General features: G+C 71.5%; 11 protein-coding genes. 3 read left to right on the top strand and 8 right to left on the bottom strand.

The genetic code is table 11. The annotated features are described in order from the left end of the window. Nucleotides 1–261: 261 nt before the first annotated feature. A complete protein-coding gene (locus Dsi01nite_RS04130; protein ID WP_203844650.1) occupies nt 262–1,371 on the top strand; it encodes an RICIN domain-containing protein in 1,110 nt (369 codons plus the stop codon). 485 nt (nt 1,372–1,856) lie between these two features. Here the strand turns inward: Dsi01nite_RS04130 and Dsi01nite_RS04125 are convergent, their stop codons facing one another. Genes Dsi01nite_RS04125 through Dsi01nite_RS04110 form a run of 4 tightly spaced genes read right to left on the bottom strand, consistent with a single transcriptional unit; the run spans nt 1,857 to nt 7,790 of the window. Further along, nucleotides 1,857–2,540: a response regulator gene (locus Dsi01nite_RS04125; protein ID WP_275423328.1), complete on the bottom strand. Its 684-nt coding sequence runs from the start codon at nt 2,538–2,540 to the stop codon at nt 1,857–1,859. Next, the gene (locus tag Dsi01nite_RS58235) at nt 2,537–4,537 is read right to left on the bottom strand and encodes a histidine kinase (RefSeq protein WP_275423327.1); all 2,001 of its coding nucleotides are present in this window, start codon (nt 4,535–4,537) and stop codon (nt 2,537–2,539) included. Before Dsi01nite_RS58235 ends, Dsi01nite_RS04125 begins: the two co-directional genes overlap by 4 nt. Nucleotides 4,538–4,546: 9 nt before the next feature. Beyond that, the gene (locus Dsi01nite_RS04115) at nt 4,547–7,057 is read right to left on the bottom strand and encodes an FtsX-like permease family protein (protein ID WP_203844649.1); all 2,511 of its coding nucleotides are present in this window, start codon (nt 7,055–7,057) and stop codon (nt 4,547–4,549) included. A gap of 1 nt (nt 7,058) precedes the next feature. After that, nucleotides 7,059–7,790 carry an ABC transporter ATP-binding protein gene (locus Dsi01nite_RS04110; protein WP_203844648.1) on the bottom strand — a complete coding sequence of 244 codons (732 nt, stop codon included), beginning with the start codon at nt 7,788–7,790 and terminating at the stop codon, nt 7,059–7,061. A 164-nt stretch (nt 7,791–7,954) separates the two neighbouring features. Here Dsi01nite_RS04110 and Dsi01nite_RS04105 point away from each other — a divergent pair, with 164 nt between their 5' ends. After that, nucleotides 7,955–9,250 carry an alpha/beta hydrolase family protein gene (locus Dsi01nite_RS04105; protein WP_203844647.1) on the top strand — a complete coding sequence of 432 codons (1,296 nt, stop codon included), beginning with the start codon at nt 7,955–7,957 and terminating at the stop codon, nt 9,248–9,250. Continuing rightward, complete coding sequence (locus Dsi01nite_RS04100; protein WP_203844646.1) at nt 9,247–10,254, top strand: hypothetical protein; 1,008 nt, start codon at nt 9,247–9,249, stop codon at nt 10,252–10,254. The genes Dsi01nite_RS04105 and Dsi01nite_RS04100 overlap by 4 nt, the downstream gene beginning before the upstream one ends. Nucleotides 10,255–10,399: 145 nt before the next feature. Here the strand turns inward: Dsi01nite_RS04100 and Dsi01nite_RS04095 are convergent, their stop codons facing one another. The 4 genes from Dsi01nite_RS04095 to Dsi01nite_RS04080 all read right to left on the bottom strand — a co-directional run bounded on the left by Dsi01nite_RS04095 (nt 10,400) and on the right by Dsi01nite_RS04080 (nt 17,922). Beyond that, nucleotides 10,400–11,305, bottom strand: coding sequence for a carbohydrate ABC transporter permease (locus Dsi01nite_RS04095; protein ID WP_203844645.1), 906 nt, complete (start codon nt 11,303–11,305; stop codon nt 10,400–10,402). A 174-nt stretch (nt 11,306–11,479) separates the two neighbouring features. Continuing rightward, a complete protein-coding gene (locus tag Dsi01nite_RS04090) occupies nt 11,480–12,448 on the bottom strand; it encodes a carbohydrate ABC transporter permease (protein WP_203844644.1) in 969 nt (322 codons plus the stop codon). Further along, nucleotides 12,445–13,707 carry an ABC transporter substrate-binding protein gene (locus Dsi01nite_RS04085; protein WP_203844643.1) on the bottom strand — a complete coding sequence of 421 codons (1,263 nt, stop codon included), beginning with the start codon at nt 13,705–13,707 and terminating at the stop codon, nt 12,445–12,447. Before Dsi01nite_RS04085 ends, Dsi01nite_RS04090 begins: the two co-directional genes overlap by 4 nt. 285 nt (nt 13,708–13,992) lie before the next feature. Next, nucleotides 13,993–17,922 carry a choice-of-anchor D domain-containing protein gene (locus Dsi01nite_RS04080; protein WP_203844642.1) on the bottom strand — a complete coding sequence of 1,310 codons (3,930 nt, stop codon included), beginning with the start codon at nt 17,920–17,922 and terminating at the stop codon, nt 13,993–13,995. Nucleotides 17,923–17,984: the final 62 nt, after the last annotated feature.

The raw sequence follows: 17,984 nt of genomic DNA, 5'->3' as shown, positions 1-17,984 counted from the left end.
AGACTCATCTTTGCTGGATTCGAACGTGTTCTTGCAAAGCACGGACGCACTGTTTGGGCGTCCTCCTCCCCCCCGGCGAGCGGCAACCGCTCGGCGCAGCGTGGGTGGCGTTCGACCGGTCCGGCGCACCACTGGGCTCCCGGCTTCGGGGTACATCGCCAAAACTCGATGCGACCGTCCCCGCCGCGACGCCCGGGCTCCCCGCCAGGACCCGCGCCGAGCGGACCGCCCTCGGACGGCCCAGATGAGAGGAACCAGCACATGCGACGCAATCTCAAGCGGCTCGCCGCCGCCGGGCTCGGACTCGCCCTCGCCGCGGGGTTCACCCTCGCCACCGCGGCACCGGCACAGGCCGAGTCCAACGGCGGCGTCCGGGTCATGCCGCTCGGCGACTCGATCACCGACGGGTTCAACGTGCCCGGCGGCTACCGGATCAACCTGTGGCAACGCCTCGCGGCCGGCGGGTACACGGTGGACTTCGTCGGCTCCGGCTTCAACGGCCCCGCGTCACTGCCCGACCACGACCACGAGGGCCACTCCGGCTGGCGGATCGACCAGCTCGACGCCAACATCGTCGCCTGGCTCGCCGCGACCTCGCCGCGCACGATCCTGCTGCACATCGGCACCAACGACATGAACCAGAACTACGACGTCGCCAACGCCCCGGCGCGCCTGTCCGCCCTCATCGACAAGATCCGGGCGAACGCGCCGTCGGTGGAGCTGTTCGTCGCGCAGATCACCCCGGAGACCAACGCGACCCAGGAGGCGCGCGTCCAGGCGTACAACGCGGCCCTGCCCGGCATCGTCGCCGGCAAGGGCCCGCTCACGCACCTCGTCGACATGCACTCCGCGATCACGACCGCCGACCTCGCCGACGGCGTGCACCCCAACGCCACCGGCTACGACAAGATGGCGGCCCGCTGGTACAGCGCCCTGCAGTCCGTGCCGGGCAGCCTCACCCCGACGATCCCACCCGTCGGCACCGCCGTGTCACTGGCCAACCCGCAGGCGAACCGCTGCATGGACGTCGCTGGCGCCAGCACCACCGCGGGTGCCCAGATCCACATCTGGGACTGCCACGGCGGCACCAACCAGAAGTGGACCAGGACCGCCGCGAACGAGCTCCGCGTCTACGGCAACCGCTGCCTCGACGTCAACGGCAACGGCACCGCCGACGGCACGAAGATCCAGATCTGGGAGTGCAACGGCACCAACGCGCAGAAGTTCACGTTCAACGCCAACGGCTCCATCACCGGCACCGGCTCCGGCAAGTGCGTCGACGTGAACGCCTCCGGCACCGCCAACGGCACCAAGGTCCAGCTGTGGACCTGCAACGGCACCGGCGCCCAGCGCTGGGCCGCGCGTCCCTGACGGCTGCTTTCCGTCGCTCCTGCGGCGCCGCGGGGCCCCCTCCTGCCCCGCGGCGCCGCTTCCCGGCGGCCTGGCTTCGTCCTCGTGGCTGCCCACTCCCCCGTCGGTGGATGTCCTTGACATGCAGCCTTCCGGGCAACCGCCCGCGGCGACTCGTGCGGCAGGACGACCCGGTCCCCAACCTGCGGTCCGGCCGATCCCCTAGGGCCCCGCTCGCCCGTCCCCGATGCCGGTGCCGGTGACGCACCGACTGACCTGCTCGGAGACCACCCTGAGCCGCACCGCCCGGCCCATGTTCCTTGGGCGTCGCAGGGTCAACGCCCAGCCCCGGCGCTGGTTCAGGTGCATCTTCCCGGGGTGATCGAAGGACGGTCCTGGCCGTCCACGCAGCCGGCCCGCGACTTCGATCTTCCGGATCACGGAGCCGTGCCCACCGACCCACTCGCGCGACGTGGGACGCGACGGCAGCAGGCCCTCACCCGGCATCAGTCGGTGCGGACCAGACCGATCTGATACGCGAACACGACCGCCTGCACCCGGTCGCGCACCTCCAGCTTGGTCAGCACCCGCCCCACGTGCGTCTTGACCGTCGTCTCCGCCACGTTGAGCCGGTCCCCGATCTCCACGTTCGACAACCCTTCGGCGACGAGCAGCAGCACCTGCCGCTCCCGGTCCGTGAGGCTGGCAAGCCGCCGCAACGCGTCCGGGTCGTCGACCACGGGCGGCGCCGCCACGAACTTCCCCGCGAACCTGTCCAGCAGACTCCGCGTCGCCCTGGGCGCCACCATCGCCTCACCGCCGGCAACTGCCCGGATCGCCGCCAGCAGACTCGCCGGCGGCGCGTTCTTCAGCTGGAACCCACTCGCCCCCGCCTGCAACGCCGCGAACGCGTCCTCGTCCGTGTCGAACGTGGTCAGGATCAACACCCGCGGCCCGCCCGGCCGCGCACACAACGCCTCGGTCGCCGCGATGCCGTCCATCACCGGCATCCGGATGTCCATCACCACCACGTCGGCCTCAACCCGGCGCAGCAGCCGCAACGCCTCCGCCCCGTCGCCCGCCTCCCCGACCACAACCATGTCGTCCTGCGCGGACAACACCATGCGGAAGCCCGCCCGGATCAACTCCTGATCGTCGACGATGACGAGCCGGATCACCGTTTCACTCACCGGCGACCAGCCTCGACCACGCCAGACCAGCCGCCCCCGACGACGCCGCCACCGCCCGACCCACCCACCCCAAGACCCCCGGGCAAAGCCCCACCGACGCCGCCTGACCCGCCCACCCCAAGACCCCCGGGCAAGGCCCCACCGACGCAACCCGGCCTGACCACACCAGCACCGCCGCCCCCGACGCTCCGCCCAGCCTTGCCGAGGCAACTCGGCTCGACCACACCAAGACCACCCGCCTTGCCCACAGCTGCACCACCCCCGACCAGCCCAGCGCCGCCGCCGGGCTCGACCACACCAAGACCACCTGCCTTGCCCACAGCTGTACCACTCCCGACCAGCCCAGCGCCGCCCGGCTCGACCACGCCAAGACCACCCGCCTTGCCCACAGCTGCACCACTCCCGACCAGACCGCCGCCGCCCGGCTCGACCACGCTGAGTCCACCGGGCCCGTTTCCACCACCACCAGCCTTGCCCATGCCGACACTGCCGGGTTCGGCCTTGTCGACATCGTCCGGACCGACTGCGCCCTCGACCACGCCGCCGCCCGGCTCACCTCCGCCGCCACCACTGGACCCGACCACATCAGCGCCGCATGGCTCACCCGCACCGGCGCTGCCTGGCTCAACCCTGCCGAAACGGCTGGGGTCAGCCGCGCCGAGATCGCCGCGCTCAACTACATCGGCACCACCGGGCTCAACTCCATCTGCACCGCCGGGCTCAACCGCCGCGGCGCTGCCGGGCTCAACCGCCGCGGCGCTGCCGGGCTCGACGACGCCGACATGCTCGGCGGGAGGCTGCGGATCCTGGGCCGCTGCCCTGGCTCCGTGGTCTCCGGCCATGACCCGGGGTGCTCTGGGAATCGTGGCCGTGACGCTCCAACCCCCATCGAACCGCGGACCTGCCGTCACGGTCCCGCCGTGCAGCGCGACCCGCTCCCGCATGCCCACCAGGCCGTGACCGCCCCGCGTGGTTGCAGCGGCGGCAGCGGGACGGCCGGCACCGTCGTCGGTGGCTTCGATCGCGATGAGCCCGGACGTGTACTCCAGGCGCAGCGTGACCTTCGCGTCAGGTCCCGCGTGCCGGAGGGTGTTGGTCAGCGACTCCTGAACGATCCGGTACGCCGTCAGCTCCTCCGCCACGCTCAGCCCCGTCGGGGTGCCGACCGTGTCGAGGTCGACCCGCAGGCCGGCCCGCTCGACGAGCCGGTCGAGCTCGGCGAGGCCGACCCGGCGCCTGGACGTGTCCGTCCCCGGCGTCGCGCCGCGCAGCACGCTCACGACGCGACGCATGTCCTCGAGGGCGTCGCGGCCCGTGGCGGCGATCGTGTCGAGCGCCTGGCGGGCGCGAGACGCGGACGGGTCCAGGGTGTATCCGGCGCCGTCCGCCTGCACGATCATCACGCTCAGGCTGTGCGCGACGACGTCGTGCAGCTCCCGCGCGATCGCGGCCCGCTCGTCGGCGACGGCGAGACGGGCCAGGTGGTCGCGTTCGCGCTCGAGTGTGGCGGCGCGCTCCTCGAGGCTCGCCACGTACAGCCGTCTGGTCCTCACGCCGTACGCGGAGAACCACACGGCGACGGTCAGTGCGCCGACGACCCAGGCGATGGTGCCGAAGTTGTCGGTCCGGCGGGCCTCGACAGCGGAGCCGATCACGACGCCGAGAGCCGCGCCGACGCCCGCGAGGATGCCCCAGACGAGCTGCGGCCGGTACTTGACGACAGCGAACATCGAGATCAGCACCGCCACGTCATAGAGCCGCATCGCGTCGTCGAACAGCAGGTGCAGCGGTGCCGCCGTGTAGACGACGCAGGCGACGGTCACCGGATAGCGGCGGCGGCCCAGCATCGCGGCCGCCATGACGAGCCCGATGGCGACGACGGCAGGCTCCAGCCCGCGCTCCATCAGCGTCACATACAGCACGGATCCCGCGACACCCCCGTCGAACAGCCAGGTCCTGATGCGCTGCAGGTGCTCGCCGTTCCACACGTCGTCCACGATAGGTCGTCAATCGGCCAGGGCGACGACGACTGCGGCGTTTGCCGCTCTGCGTGACGGCAGCACTGCGGCGAGTGCGCCCGCCAGCGCGGCGAGCCCCACGAACGCCGCCAACTGCCCGACCGGGATCGCGACCTTGGTGTCGACGTCGCCGAACGCCGCGTCGGCGGTCAGCCACCCGTAGACGAGGCCGAACGTGACGCCGACGACGGCACCGGCCGCCGCCATGAGTAACGCCTCGGCGAGCAGCGTCGCGCGCAGCTGACCACGGGTGAGGCCGAGCGCGCGGAGCAACGCCGACTCCCGGGTGCGTTCCAGCACCGACAGTGCCAGCGTGTTGGCGATGCCGACGAGCGCGATGATCAGCGCCAGCGCGAGCAGGACCGCGATCACTGCGACGATCTGGTCGATCGCGGCGTTGCGTGCGTCGCGGAACTCGGCGAGGTCGTCGACCTGGACGAGCGGATGCGTGGCGAGGACGGTGTCGAGCCGGTCGCGCGCCGTCACCGCGGACACACCGGTGGCGGTGCGGAGCATGACGAGCGAGTCGCCCGCCGCCGCCGGGAACAGCGTCCCGAAGTCGGCACCCGTGATGACGACGTCACCGACGAGCGTCGCGCTCTGGACCGTCGCGGCGACCGTCACCGTGATCGTGCGGCCACCGCCGCCGGTCAGCCGGAGCTGGTCACCGACGCGCCGGCCGACGAGGACGTCGGAGCCGCTGGACACGACGGCGGTCCCTGGCCTCAGGTCGGCCAGTCGCCCGGCGGTGACCGCGGGCCGGTACGCCGTGCCGATCGCCGCCTCGTCGATGGTCCCGACGCGCAGCGCCCCGCTGGACGTCTTGGCGGTGTCGTGCCTGACCGCCGCGACGAGCTCGAACGTCGGGTCGGTGCGCAGCCCGGCGGTGACCGACGGCGGGACCGTCGCCGTGCGGTCGCCGCTGGTGACCGCCGGCGTGAGTAGGTAGTCGACGGGGAACGCGAGGTTGAGCTGGGCCTCGGCGGTGCGGTTGACGGTGGCGGCGATGGTGCTGCCGCCGGCCATCAACGCGACCCCGACGAGCAGCGCGGCCGTCGTCGCCGCCGTGCGCCCAGGGTTGCGCCGGGCGTTGGCGGCGGCCAGGCGGACCGGTACGCCGACGAACAGGCCGGGCAGCCATCCGAGCGCCGACACCAGCGGGCCGATGAACAGCGGCGACAGCAGCAGCACCGCCAGGAACACGCATGAGCCGCCGGCCATGACGATCGCCATCGCCGTCTGGGGGTCGCCGGTGCGCAACCCGACCATGGTCAGGGCCGCCCCGCCGAGGACGAGCACGGCCGCGACCACGACGAGCACAACCCGTCCACGCCGGCCTCCGCCACCGCCGAGTGGGGTGACGCGCAGTGCCGCGATCGGTGGCACCCGGGTCGCCCGGACCGCCGGCACCAGCGCCGACACGATCGTCAGGACGACACCGAGGAGCAACGCCACCAGCACCGGCGGGACACCCACCACCAGCCGGCCGCTGGGCAACCCGATCCCGGGCAGCGCCGCGCCGCGGGACAGGCCGAACCCGATCGCGAGGCCGACGCCGATCCCGAGCGTCGCGCCGGCGAACCCGACCGCGGCGGCCTCGGCGACGACCCGCCGGAACACCTGTGCGCGGGTCGCACCGACGCACCGCAGCAGCGCCGTCTCCCGCATGCGTTGCGCGAGCAGGATGTTGAACGTGTTGGCGATGACGAGCGCGGCGACCAGCACCGCGACCGCGGCGAACAGCTGCAGGCCGACGAGCAGCCCGTCGATCTGCCCGAACGCCTCGCGGGCCAGGTCACGGCGCAGCTGGTCGCCGGTGCGCACCTTGCCCGTCGTGGTCACCCGGGACACCACGTCCGACGGCACGGTGCCGTCGGCGACGACGGCGACGACCTCCCGGTAGCCGGTGGCCCCGGTGAGCCGCACGAGCGCCGGCCGGGTCAGCACGACCGTGGAGGTGTTGCCGCCGTCCACACCGGTGATGTCGACGATCCCGACGAGCCGGAACTCGTGCCGCTGCTCGTCCGCGCCGACGAGAGCGACGGTGTCGCCGACCCGGAACCCGGTCCTTCGGGCGGTGCGGGCGTCGAGCGCCGCTTCCCCGTCCGCCTGCGGCACCTGCCCGGTGCGCAGGTCGAACGGGCGCAGCTCGGGATGGTCGCCGACGTCGACGGCATGGCCGGGGGCCCCGAACTCGGTGACGAGGCGTCCTTGACGGTCGACGAGCGGCGCCTGCTCCGCCATGCGTCCCTCGACGGCGGTGACACCGCCGACGCGGCCGACGTCATCCACTGTGGACAGTGGCAGTCTGGTCCCCTCGGCCGCGGTCAGTGCGACGTCGACGTTGCGGGCCGCGCGCGCATACTCGTCCAGGAGCGCGGCACGGGTCGCGGCCCCGAAGATCATGATGCCGGCGACAAACCCCACGGCCAGCACGACGGCGATCGCGGTGGGCACGAGCCGCCGGGGACGCGGTCCCACCAGTGCGGTGCGCCGCATGTCAGGCCCCCAACCGCTTGAGCAGGTCCAGGACCGCCTCGGAGGTGGGGTGGCGCAGCTCGTCGACGATGCGTCCGTCGGCCAGCATCACCACCCGGTCCGCGTAGGAGGCCGCGACCGGATCGTGCGTCACCATGACCACGGTCTGGCCCAGCTCCCGGACGCTGCGCCGCAGGACGTCGAGGACGTCGGCCCCCGTGCGGGAGTCGAGGTTGCCGGTCGGCTCGTCGGCGAAGATCACGTCCGGGTGGCCGAGCAGCGCCCTGGCGCACGCCACCCGCTGCTGCTGCCCGCCGGAGAGCTGGCCCGGCGTGTGCCGCAGCCGCTCGCCGAGGCCAAGCACCGACACCACCTGCGCCAGCCGCCGACGGTCGGGCTTTCGCCCGGCGAGGTCGAACGGCAGCAGGATGTTCTGCTCGGCGGTCAACGTCGGCAGCAGGTTGAAGGACTGGAACACGAACCCGACCCGCTGCCGGCGCAGCAGCGTCAACGCCTTGTCCGACAGGCCGGTCAGCTCGGTGCCACCGAGCCGGACCGAGCCGGACGTCGCGGAGTCCAGCCCTGCCAGGCAGTGCATGAGCGTGGACTTGCCCGAGCCGGACGGCCCCATGATCGCGGTGAACTCGCCGACGGGAAACGCGACGCCGACGCCGTCCAGCGCGCGCACTGTGGTGTCGCCTGTTCCATACACCTTCACCAGGTCGGTCACTTCGACCGCGAGCGTCGTTGTCATGCGGGCAAGGTAGGCGGCGCGCGGGTGCCGCGTCGTCATCGTCAGGCACACCATGGGTGTCCTACTCAAGTCGGACACGGCCGGATCCGGGTCGGTCCTGGGGACGACGACACGACCACCGCGGCAGGGCTAACTTCGGCGGCACCCGAGCGAGAGGACCCGCGATGCACCCCCTGTCTTTGACCCGCCGCCGGCTGCTGGGCGCCGCCACCATCGGCGCCGCCCTGACCTTCTGCACCGCGCTGCCGGCCACCGCGTCGAGGGGCACCAGGCCCGCGTTCCGGCTGCCCGCGCCGACCGGTCCGCACCCGATCGGGTCTGTGCCGCTGCACCTGGTGGACCCGTCGCGGACCGACCCGTGGGTGGCTCCCACCCGGCCCAGGGAGCTCATGATCCAGTTGTGGTATCCCACCGCGCATGCGGCCGGGCCGCCCGCTCCCTGGCTGACTCCGGCGGAGGCGGGACCCGTCGGAAGGGATCTCGCCGAGACGGTCAGCGGCGTCCAACGGGACCTGCCGGGGCTCGCCGAGGTCCGCACGCACGCGCACGTCGGCGCTCCGGTCGCCGCGCGGCGTGGCGGCTGGCCGGTGGTGCTGTTCTCGCCCGGTTTCGGCGCCGAGCGCAACTCCAGCGCCGCACTCGTGGAGGAGCTCGCCAGCCGTGGACACGTAGTGGTGACCGTCGACCACACCCACGACCCCCTGGCGGTCGAGTTCCCCGGCGGGCGGGTGGAGCCCAACACGATCACCGCGCTGGTCGCGCAGATCGAAGACCCGGCCCAGTTCGAGGCGTTCGCGGCGAAGATGGTCGCCGTCCGATCCGCCGATCTGCGGTTCGTGCTGGACCGGCTGACGGTCCTCGACGGCGGCGGCAACCCCGACGTGCAGCGGCGCCGGCTCCCGGCCGGAATGTGCGGCTCCCTACAGCTGACACGCGTCGGTGTCCTCGGCCACTCGCTCGGCGGCGCCACGGCCGCCCAGGTGATGCACGACGACCGGCGCATCCGCGCCGGACTCAACCTCGACGGCGCGCTGTACGGCGCGGATGCCGCCGCCGGGCTGGACCGGCCGTTCCTGCTGTTCGCCGCGGGTGACACCGATGGCGGCAACACCCCGGGCTGGCAGGCGTTCGCCGACCATCTCCGCGGCTGGCACCGCGAGCTGCGGATGCCCGCAGCCCGGCACCTGTCGTTCCACGACTCGGTGCTGATGGTGCCGACCCTCGCCGCATCGACGCCACCGACGGCGGGAAGATCGCCACGGCGGCGGACCCGTGGCGGCAGCGGCTCGCTGCCCGGCGCGCAGATCACCGACGCCTACGGCACGATCGACGGCCCGCGGGTGGTGGCGGTGGCCAGGGCGTATGTCGGCGCGTTCTTCGACCTGCATCTGCGCGGCATCGACTCCCCGCTGCTCGACGCGCCGTCGGCCCGGTATCCGGAGATCAGGTTCGTGGCATGAGCGGTCGTTACCGTGGCACGGTGTTGGAGGACTTCACCGACGCGGCCGTGGCCCGGCTCGTGGACGCCGACCGGGTCGACTTCTGGCGGACGTCCGAGAGCGCCCCCGACGACATCGTGGACCGGCTCGCCGAGCGGATCGCCGCATCGCCGCCCGCGGAGGTCCGCCGGTATGACACGCCCGCCGATCTCGACTCGGCCCGGGTCGACCTGCTGCTCGGCGTCGACACCGACCGTGCCCTCGACCACCTCACGCGGCTGGCACAGGCATCCGCGGTGGTCAACGACATGTGCGGGGCGCGCGGCGTGTGGGTGCCGGCGGATGGTCCGGCCGAGCGGCGGTACGTGTCGCAGCCGCGCACGATCGTGACGGCACGGAAGGCCGATCCGAGGTTGGCGGCGTTCGTGGATGCGGGCACCGTGTTCGAGGATCCGCGCGGGTTGGGGTGTGCGCTGCCGCTCACGGTGCCGCTGCTGGTGGGTGACGCGCTGTTGCCGGCCGCGGTGCGGGGCGGCGGACATCCGTTCGTGATGAGCTCCTGCTCCGAGTGCGACGCGGACGAGGATCTGCGTGGTGACTACGGCTGGCGACTGAGGAGGTTCGACGAACAGCGCGCCGAGTCCTGTCCCGGCTACGCGCCCGACGAAGCACCCGAGCCGCTGCGGTTGCGGCTCGCCCCGGCCGGCGAACGTCGATGGGACGACGTGGGGCGGCTCGGTGGGAGACCCGAGTGGTCACGGGCGCATCCACACTGGCCCGGCTGCTGCGGGCGGCCGATGTGGTTCGTCGGGCAGGTGCGGACCGGCGAGTTCGGCGGCGTGGCCGGCTCGATCTACGGGTTCCGGTGCGAGTGCGGGTATGCGGCCCAGCCTCGGCGATCACCTGAGCAGCAGACCACCCAGCAGCAGACCACCCAGCGGCGGATCACCCAGCGGCGGATCACCTCAACGACGGCACAGCGGCGCGATCGGACCTGCTGGTCGTGGGTCACCCCGGGCCGGTGAGGCTTGGACCCGCCCAGCCGCGCGTGATGTTGTTCATGACAGAACCTCCAAAGTCGGGAATCGATCGCATGGAGGAGCATCGCGGCAAAGGCGGGTGCGGCGCATCGGTAATTGTGCCTAGGAAGGGAGGGTGCGGGTACCCATCTCAGTCTTGCAGGGTGCCGGCGAGCAGGCCTCGCATGAAGAAGCGGCCCAGCATGATGTACAGGGCGAGTGTGGGGAGGCTCACCAGCAGGGCGCCGGCCATCGCCTGGCCGAAGGGGACGGACTGACCGCCGGCGATGTTGTTCAGGGCGATCGTCACCGGCCAGGAGTCGCGGCTGGTCATCATGGCGCCGAACATGAAGTCGTTCCATGAGGAGGTGAACTGCCAGATGATCGCGACCGCGAAGGCCGGCTTGGCGAGGGGCACGGCGATGTCGACGAAGCTGCGCAGGATGCCGGCGCCGTCGAGGCGGGCCGACTCGAGCAGAGTGTTGGACATGGCCACGAAGTGGTTGCGGAAGATGAGGGTCGTGATCGGCAGGCCGTAGATGATGTGGATGAGCATCAGGCCGGCGAGGCCGCCCGTCGGGTCGTTGCCGCCGCGCAGGCCGACCGCCGTCATGGTCTGCGAGACGGGGATGATGACGGCCTGGTAGGGCACGAAGATGCCGAACAGGATCAGCGGGAAGACCACGTTGGAGAACGGGAAGCGGATCTTCGACAGCACGAAGCCGTTGGCGCAGCCGAGCAGCGCGGAGAGAAGGCTGGCCGGGATCGCCAGGGAGAGGCTGTTGCGGAAGCCGGAGGAGAGCTTGGGCCAGACGAGGCCGAAGTTGTCCATCGAGAGGCTGGTCGGCAGCTCCCAGATCCTGGTGGCCGACACGTCGACGGGGTCTTTGAAGGACGTGACGACGAGGACGTACACCGGTAGGAGGAAGAAGCACGCGAGAGCCCACAGCACGACGTAACGCACGACGCTGCGAGCGCCGCCGGCGGCTTTCGACGCTGCGGGCGGAATGGGATCGGAGGCCACCTGCCGGGGCACCGTGGCGGTTGCACGCACCATGACGACTACCCCCGTCCCGGAAACGAGTCGGAGCCAGGCCAGTCGGAGCCAAGCGAGCCGGAGCAAAGCGAGCCGGAGCAAAGCAAGTCGCACCAAAGCAAGGCGGAGCAAAGCGAGTCGGACCGAAGCAAGGCGGAACGGGACGACGTACAGGCGAACCAGGGCACCATGCGTCTACCGCCGTTCCGTGCGCAGGGCGTACCAGACATAGGGGCCGACGACCAGAGCCACACCGATGAGCAGGACCGTCGCGATGGTCGCGCCGCGGTCGTAGAAGCCGCCGTCGAAGGTGGTGAACCACATGTAGAGCGAGGGGGTGTCGATGCGCAGGTTGCCCTGGTCCAGGGCGTACAGAAGGTCAAACGTCTTCAGCGAGATGTGAATCATGATGAGCATGGCGCTGAAGGTGACGGGGCGTAGGGCGGGGCGGACGACGTGCCAGAAGACCTGGGTCTCGCTGGCGCCGTCGAGGCGGGCGGATTCGCGCAGGGCCTCGGGCACGCCGCGCATGCCGGCGAGGAAGAGGGCCATGACGTAGCCGGAGAGGGCCCAGCCGGCGGGGAGCGCGACGGCGGCGATCGCCCAGATCGAGTCGGACTTGTGCCAGTCGCTGCGCAGGAAGTCCAGGCCGGCGACGGCGAAGAGCTTGTTCAGGCCGGCGGTGTCGTCGCCGGAGCCGTTGTCCAGCAGCCAGCGCCAGACGATGGCGGTGGCGATGAACGAGATGGCCATCGGGAAGAGGAAGACGCCGCGCAGGAAGCCTTCGCCGCGGACGCCCTTGTCCAGCAGCATGGCCATGACGAAGCCGAGCAGGAGGGCGCCGCCGACGAAGACGAAGGTGAAGACGACGAGGTTGCGCACGTCGGCGTGCCAGCGTTCGTCGTGCAGGAGCCGCGTGTAGTTGTCGATGCCCACGAAGTGGTAGGAGGGCGACAGGCCACGCCAGTTGGTGAAGGAGACGCGGACGTTCCAGCCGAGGAAGCCGTAGACGAAGACGCCGATGAGGATCAGGGACGGCGACACGAGGAGGAACCCGGCCAGCCACGCCGGGCCGCGGCGCTTGCGGCGGCGGATCGGCGGTGGCGTGAACGGGACGGCCGGCGGGGCGTTGGAGTGCCGCGGCACGTGGACTGGGGCGCTCATCGTGTCTCCTGGAACTGCTGCTGCACGGTGCTGGCGAACTTGCCCAGGTCGCCGTGCTGGACGTACAGCCCGAGCGCCGAGTCGATCTCGGCGTTGTAGGCGTTGTTGGCCACGACGCCGTGCGCGAGGGAGCCGACGATGCGGGTCTTCGGGTCGCGCCACTGCTGCAGCGTCCAGCCGAGGTAGCCCCGGTAGAGATCAGCAGGAGCATCGGTGCGGGCGGGAATCGAGCCCTTGAGGGGGTTGAAGAGGTTCTGCCCGGCGGCGGAGCCGCACTCGATGAGCCACTTGCGCGACAGGTCGGGGCTGCGCACGCCGGTCGGCAGGGTGAAGGAGTCGGAGAGGAAGTCGTAGACGCCGTCGGTGCCCGGGGAGGTGGCCACGTCGTAGCCTTCCTTCCACTGCAGCTTCTTCGCCTGCTCGAGGTAGGAGGAGCTCCAGTCGCCCATCACCGCGTACACCGCGGAGCCCTCGACGATCCGGTCGAGCTGCAGCTGCCACTCCCCCGCCGCGGACTTCACGTCGGAGGCGTCGAGCACCTTGCCGAACACGTCCAGCGCCGACTTCACCTCGGTCGAGGTCCAGCGCAGGTCGCCGGAGAAGAGCCGCTCGTAGCTGTCGGCGCCGAGCTCGCCGAGCAGGACGGTCTCCATGAGGTGCTTCTGCGTCCACTCCGGGCCGACGGCGAGGGGCACCTTGCCCTTGCCCTTGATGGTCGCGGCCTGGTCCAGGAACTCCGCCCACGTCTTCGGCGGTCCGGGGATGCCGAGGTCGCGAAGGGTGCGGGGGTTGTACCAGATGAGGTTCGCCCGGTGGATGTTCACGGGCACGGCGTAGATCTTGCCGTCGATGGTGAGGTTGTCCAGCAGGCCCTTCGGGAAGACCTTGCCCCAGCCCTGCTCCTCGTACAGCGACGTGAGGTCCTGGACCTTGCCGGAGCGCACGTCGTCGAGCAGTTCGAGGCCCGCGTGCCGCTGGTAGGAGTCGGGCGGGTCGTTGGCGAGCAGCCGGCTGGCCAGGATCGCCTTGGCGTTCGAGCCGGCGCCGCCGGAAACGGCGGCGTTGACGAAACGGATCCCGGGGTTGGCGGCCTCGAAGGCCTCGGCCATCGCGGCCAGGCCCTCCTCCTCACCGGGACCGGTCCACCATGAGTAGACCTCGAGCTGGTCGTCGCTCGCGCCGCCGACGGTGAGCATCGACAGCCCGGACAAGAGCGACACGACCAGCAGCGAGATGATGGCCAGGCGGCCCTTCCACACGTCGAACCTCCCGTGGCCTCGCTGGCGGGCGAATCCATCTGGCGCGGCACACTCATGTCGTCGAGTGAACCTAGTGCTCACGGAAGTCGTTTGGTGATGAACGTCCGGTTGATTCGAATACGTCGACCGGGTGATTACCCAAGACGCACGGATGACTTATATCACACCGTGAAGTATGGTTCGATCCCGCGCGAAAGCCCGGGGCCGGAAGACCCCGGGCGAACGCCACAACGCAAGAACGCAAGAACGCACAATGCAACAGCAGGATGCCCAGAGGCAGAAAGCCTACAGGCTGTATGCCTCCAGTTCCGACAGCTGCCCGGCGGGCCAGCCACTGTTGGCGGTGAACGTCAGACGCAGGTAGCGCACGTTCGCCGCCGGGAACGACAGGATCGCCGTGTTGCCGCTGGCCGGGTCGAACGTGACCGTGATCGAGCCGCGCAGCGTGGCACCGGTCGCGCCGTCGGTGACCGTGACCGTCTGGGTGCGGGTCGCCCACGCCGTCGACGGGGGCAGCCGCAGCGTGACCCGGCCGACACTCAGCGAGGCGCCGAGGTCCACCTGCACCCACTGCGGGAACGCGTTGTTGGCGCTCTCCCAGTACGTGTTCGCGTTGCCGTCCACGACGTTGCCGGACCCGTACGTCTGGGTCGACGACGACTGGGTGGTCGGCCGGCCCAGGGCGAGGTTCGGCCCGGACGCCGAGGCGCCCTGCCCGGACAGGACGACGGTCAACGGCGCGGCGTTGGACGCCACGGTCACGGAACCCGTCCGCGTGCCCGTCGCGGTCGGCCGGAACACCACGCTGACCGCGCAGCTGCCACCGACCGCGATCGACGAACCACAGGTGTTCGTCTGCGTGTAGTCCCCGGCGACGCTGACCGCGGAGATCGTCGCCGCGGCGGTGCCGGTATTGGTGACGGTGATGTTCTGCGCGCCGCTGAACGAGCCGACCGTGGTGGCGGCGAAATTGAGCGACGTCGGCGCCGCGGTCAGCGCCGCCGTGCCGGTGGCGACGCCGGTGCCGGACAGGGCCACACCGACCGACGACCCGCCGTAGGAGACCGTCAGCGAACCGGTCCGCGACCCGGCGGTGGTCGGGTGGAACGTGACCGTGACGGTGCAGTTCGCCCCCGCCGCGATGACGGTCCCGCAGGTCGTGACCCGGGTGAAGTCGCCGGTGGCGGTGATCCCGGAGACCGTGGCCGGGCCGGTGCCGGTGTTGGTGACCAGGACGGTCTGCCAGTCACTGTTGTCGTTGACCGGGGTGTCCTCGAACGCCAACGACGACGGGCTCAGGGACAGCACGCCAGGACCGCTGCCCGAGCCGTACACCTCCAGGCTCGACAGCTGCCCGGCGGGCCACCCCGTGTTGCCGGTGATCTGCAGGCGCAGGTACCGCACGGAGCCACTGACCGCGATGTCCGCGGTGTTCCCGGTCGCGGGGTCGAACGCCACGTCGGCAGCGGGACGCAGCACGGCACCGGAGGCGCCGTCGAGGACCGCGATCGTCTGCCGGCGGGCGGCCCACGCCGTGGCCGGCGGCACCTTCACCGTCACCTTGCCGACGGCGACAGCAGACCCGAGGTCGACCTGGATCCATTGCGGGAACGCGTTGTTGGCGCTCTCCCAGTACGAGTTGGCGTCGGCGTCAACCGCGTTCGTGGCCGGGTAGCCGCCCTGCGCGGTGGAGGACGTGACCGGCCGGCCCGCCGCCAGGTTTCCACCCGAGCCGCCGCCGGTCACGCCGGTGCCGGTGAGCTGCACGAGGATCGCGCCCTGCCCGTCGTCGCCGGTGATCGAGTACACCGCCGACTGCGCTCCCGTGGCGGTCGGGGTGAACGTGACCGTCTGGTGGATGACGTCACCCGGTGACAGCTGCTGCCCCTCCGACACGGGCGTGGTGGTGTTGAACGCGCCGACCGGCGGTGCCGCCTTCGTCAGGGTCAACGCGATGTTGCCGGTGTTGGCGATGTCGAAGACCGCCGTCGCCGTCTGCCCGACCTGCACCTGCCCGAACGCGACCGGGTTCGGCGTGATGGTCAGGTGCGGTGCGCCGCTGACCGCGGTGCCGCTGACCGGCACGGTGACCGAGCCGGCGCTGCTGGTCACGATGAACGAGCTGTTCTGCGTGCCGGCGGTGACCGGGGTGTACCGCACGGAGACCGACACCGACGCGCCCGCGGCCAGGGTCGTGCCGTTGGCGGGGACGCCGGTGGCCGTGAACGGCGCGGCGGGCGCGGTGAACCCGGTGATGGTCACCGCAGCGGTGCCGGTGTTGGTGATGCTCACGCCGACGGTCTTGTTCGCCCCGGTCGGGACGGTCCCGAACGACAGCGCCGACGGCGTCGCACCCAGCCCTGGTCGCGTACCGACGCCGTGCAGGTCGAACGGGACGGTGCCGCCGTTGGTGGTGAACGTGAGGCTGCCGGTGGCGCCGCCGGTCGCGGTGGGCGAGTAGCGCACCGGCACCGACAGGGTCTGCCCGGCGGTGAGGTTCACCGGCAGGGTCGGCGGGGTCGCGGCGAACGGCGCGGCGGTCGAGATCGCGGAGATGCTGACGGCCCGCGTCGCGGTGACGGTGACGGTGGCGTTGGCGGTGCTGCCGACCGCCACGCTGCCGAAGTCGGTGGGGCTGCTGGTCAGCGCCGCCGTGGTCGGCCGGCCGAAGCCGATGAGGTGGCCGTCGCGGGTGCCGACGAAGACCCGGCCGCCGTCGGCGGCGGGGGTGGCGAACTTCGTCGCGATGCCGATCGGCGCGCTGTAGCGCAGGTTGAGCCGCCCGTTGACCGGCAGGGCGTCGTAGGCGCGGAGCTGGCCGTTGGCGCCGTTTGACCCGTCGCTGTAGACGGCCCACACGATCGCCGATCCGGACGTGGTGCCGGTGGAGGTCACGAGCGGTGAGCCCGAGGTGTATCCGAACGTCGACGCGCTCGTCCCGGCCGAGGTGAGGACGGGCAGGCCGGCGCCGTTGACGCCGTACTTGAAGGCGCGCAGGAAACCCTGGTTCTCGACCTGGTACACGTAGCCGCCGTCGCCGCCCCAGAACGCGGGGTGTCCCCAGACGCCGTTGTAGGGCCCGGCGGGCGGCCCGACGGACGCGTCCCCGCCGCCCGCACCCTGCGCGTTGCCGCCCAGGTTGTCGCGGTCCAGCAGGTACACGCGGCCGTCCTTGCCCGTCTGGACCAGCAGGCGCGGGTGGGCGGCGGTGCCGAAGCCGGCGGGCAGCGCCATCGGGCCGCCGGAGCCGAAGTCGGTGTCGTCCTGGTCGAGGCGGCTGTTGTTGAACGGGCTGAAGAAGTCCTTCGCGGTCAGCGACCCGTCGCCGTTGACCTGCAGGCGGATCACGGACTCGGCGAGGGTGCCGGGCGGGCTGGCGCCCGGGCCGGGCGCGGGCGAGACGCCGTTGCCGGTGGCCACGATGATCCGGCCGGCGCCGTCGGAGACGAGGCCACCGCCGGACTGCCAGATCCCGGCCATGCCGTTGCTGCGGCCCGCCTCGGTCGACCACAGCGTCGTCATCTGCGGCGATGTGGTGCGGACACCGGCGACGTACCCGACGTAGGGGCCGTAGTCGCAGTGGCTGGCGAACCCGGCGTAGACGACGCCGTCGAGCAGGAGCAGGCCGGGCCGCTGCGCGGCGGTCTTGGCGTTGAACGTGGTGCCCGGGTCGTTGGTCGGCGAGCCCTGGATCGTCACCGGCCAGCCGGCCCGCTCCACGCCGGTCGCGGGGTTGATCGAGTGCAGGTAGAAGTGCGGGTGATCGGCGTCCGGCCCGTCGTTGACCTTGGCCATGAAGAACACCGAGCCGGTCGCCGGGTCGTAGACCGGGGTGCTGGTGATGCCGATGTTCGGCACCAGGTCACCGCAGCCGATCGCCGCGGCCGGCCACGCCGGTCCGACGCTGCGCGACCAGGCCACGGCGCCGGTCGCCGGGTTGAGGCCGTACACCCAGTTGTTCTCGGTGACGGCGATCAGGGTGCCGGCGGCGACGATCGGCTGCGCGTACACCTGGCCGTCGACGGTGGTCGAGAACAGCTGGCCGAAGTCGGAGGCGGAGACCGCCGAGGGCGCGAGGCCCGGCTCGGCGCTGTCCCAGCCGGTGCGCAGGTTGTCCACGGAAACGGTGGTGATGTCGGCGTTGGCCGACGGCAGGGCGATCACCATGAGTGCGGCCAATGCGGCCGGCAGGAGGAGGTACAGGGCACGGCGCATGACACGCTCCTGGCGGGGAACGGCAACGATGAAGGATCGAACCGTAACTTGGTCGATGCTTC

The organism is Dactylosporangium siamense (assembly GCF_016862795.1).
In the GTDB taxonomy this organism is placed as follows: domain Bacteria; phylum Actinomycetota; class Actinomycetes; order Mycobacteriales; family Micromonosporaceae; genus Dactylosporangium; species Dactylosporangium siamense.
The sequence above is the reverse complement of the archived record's forward strand: the minus strand, read 5'-3'. Positions and strand labels throughout refer to the sequence as shown.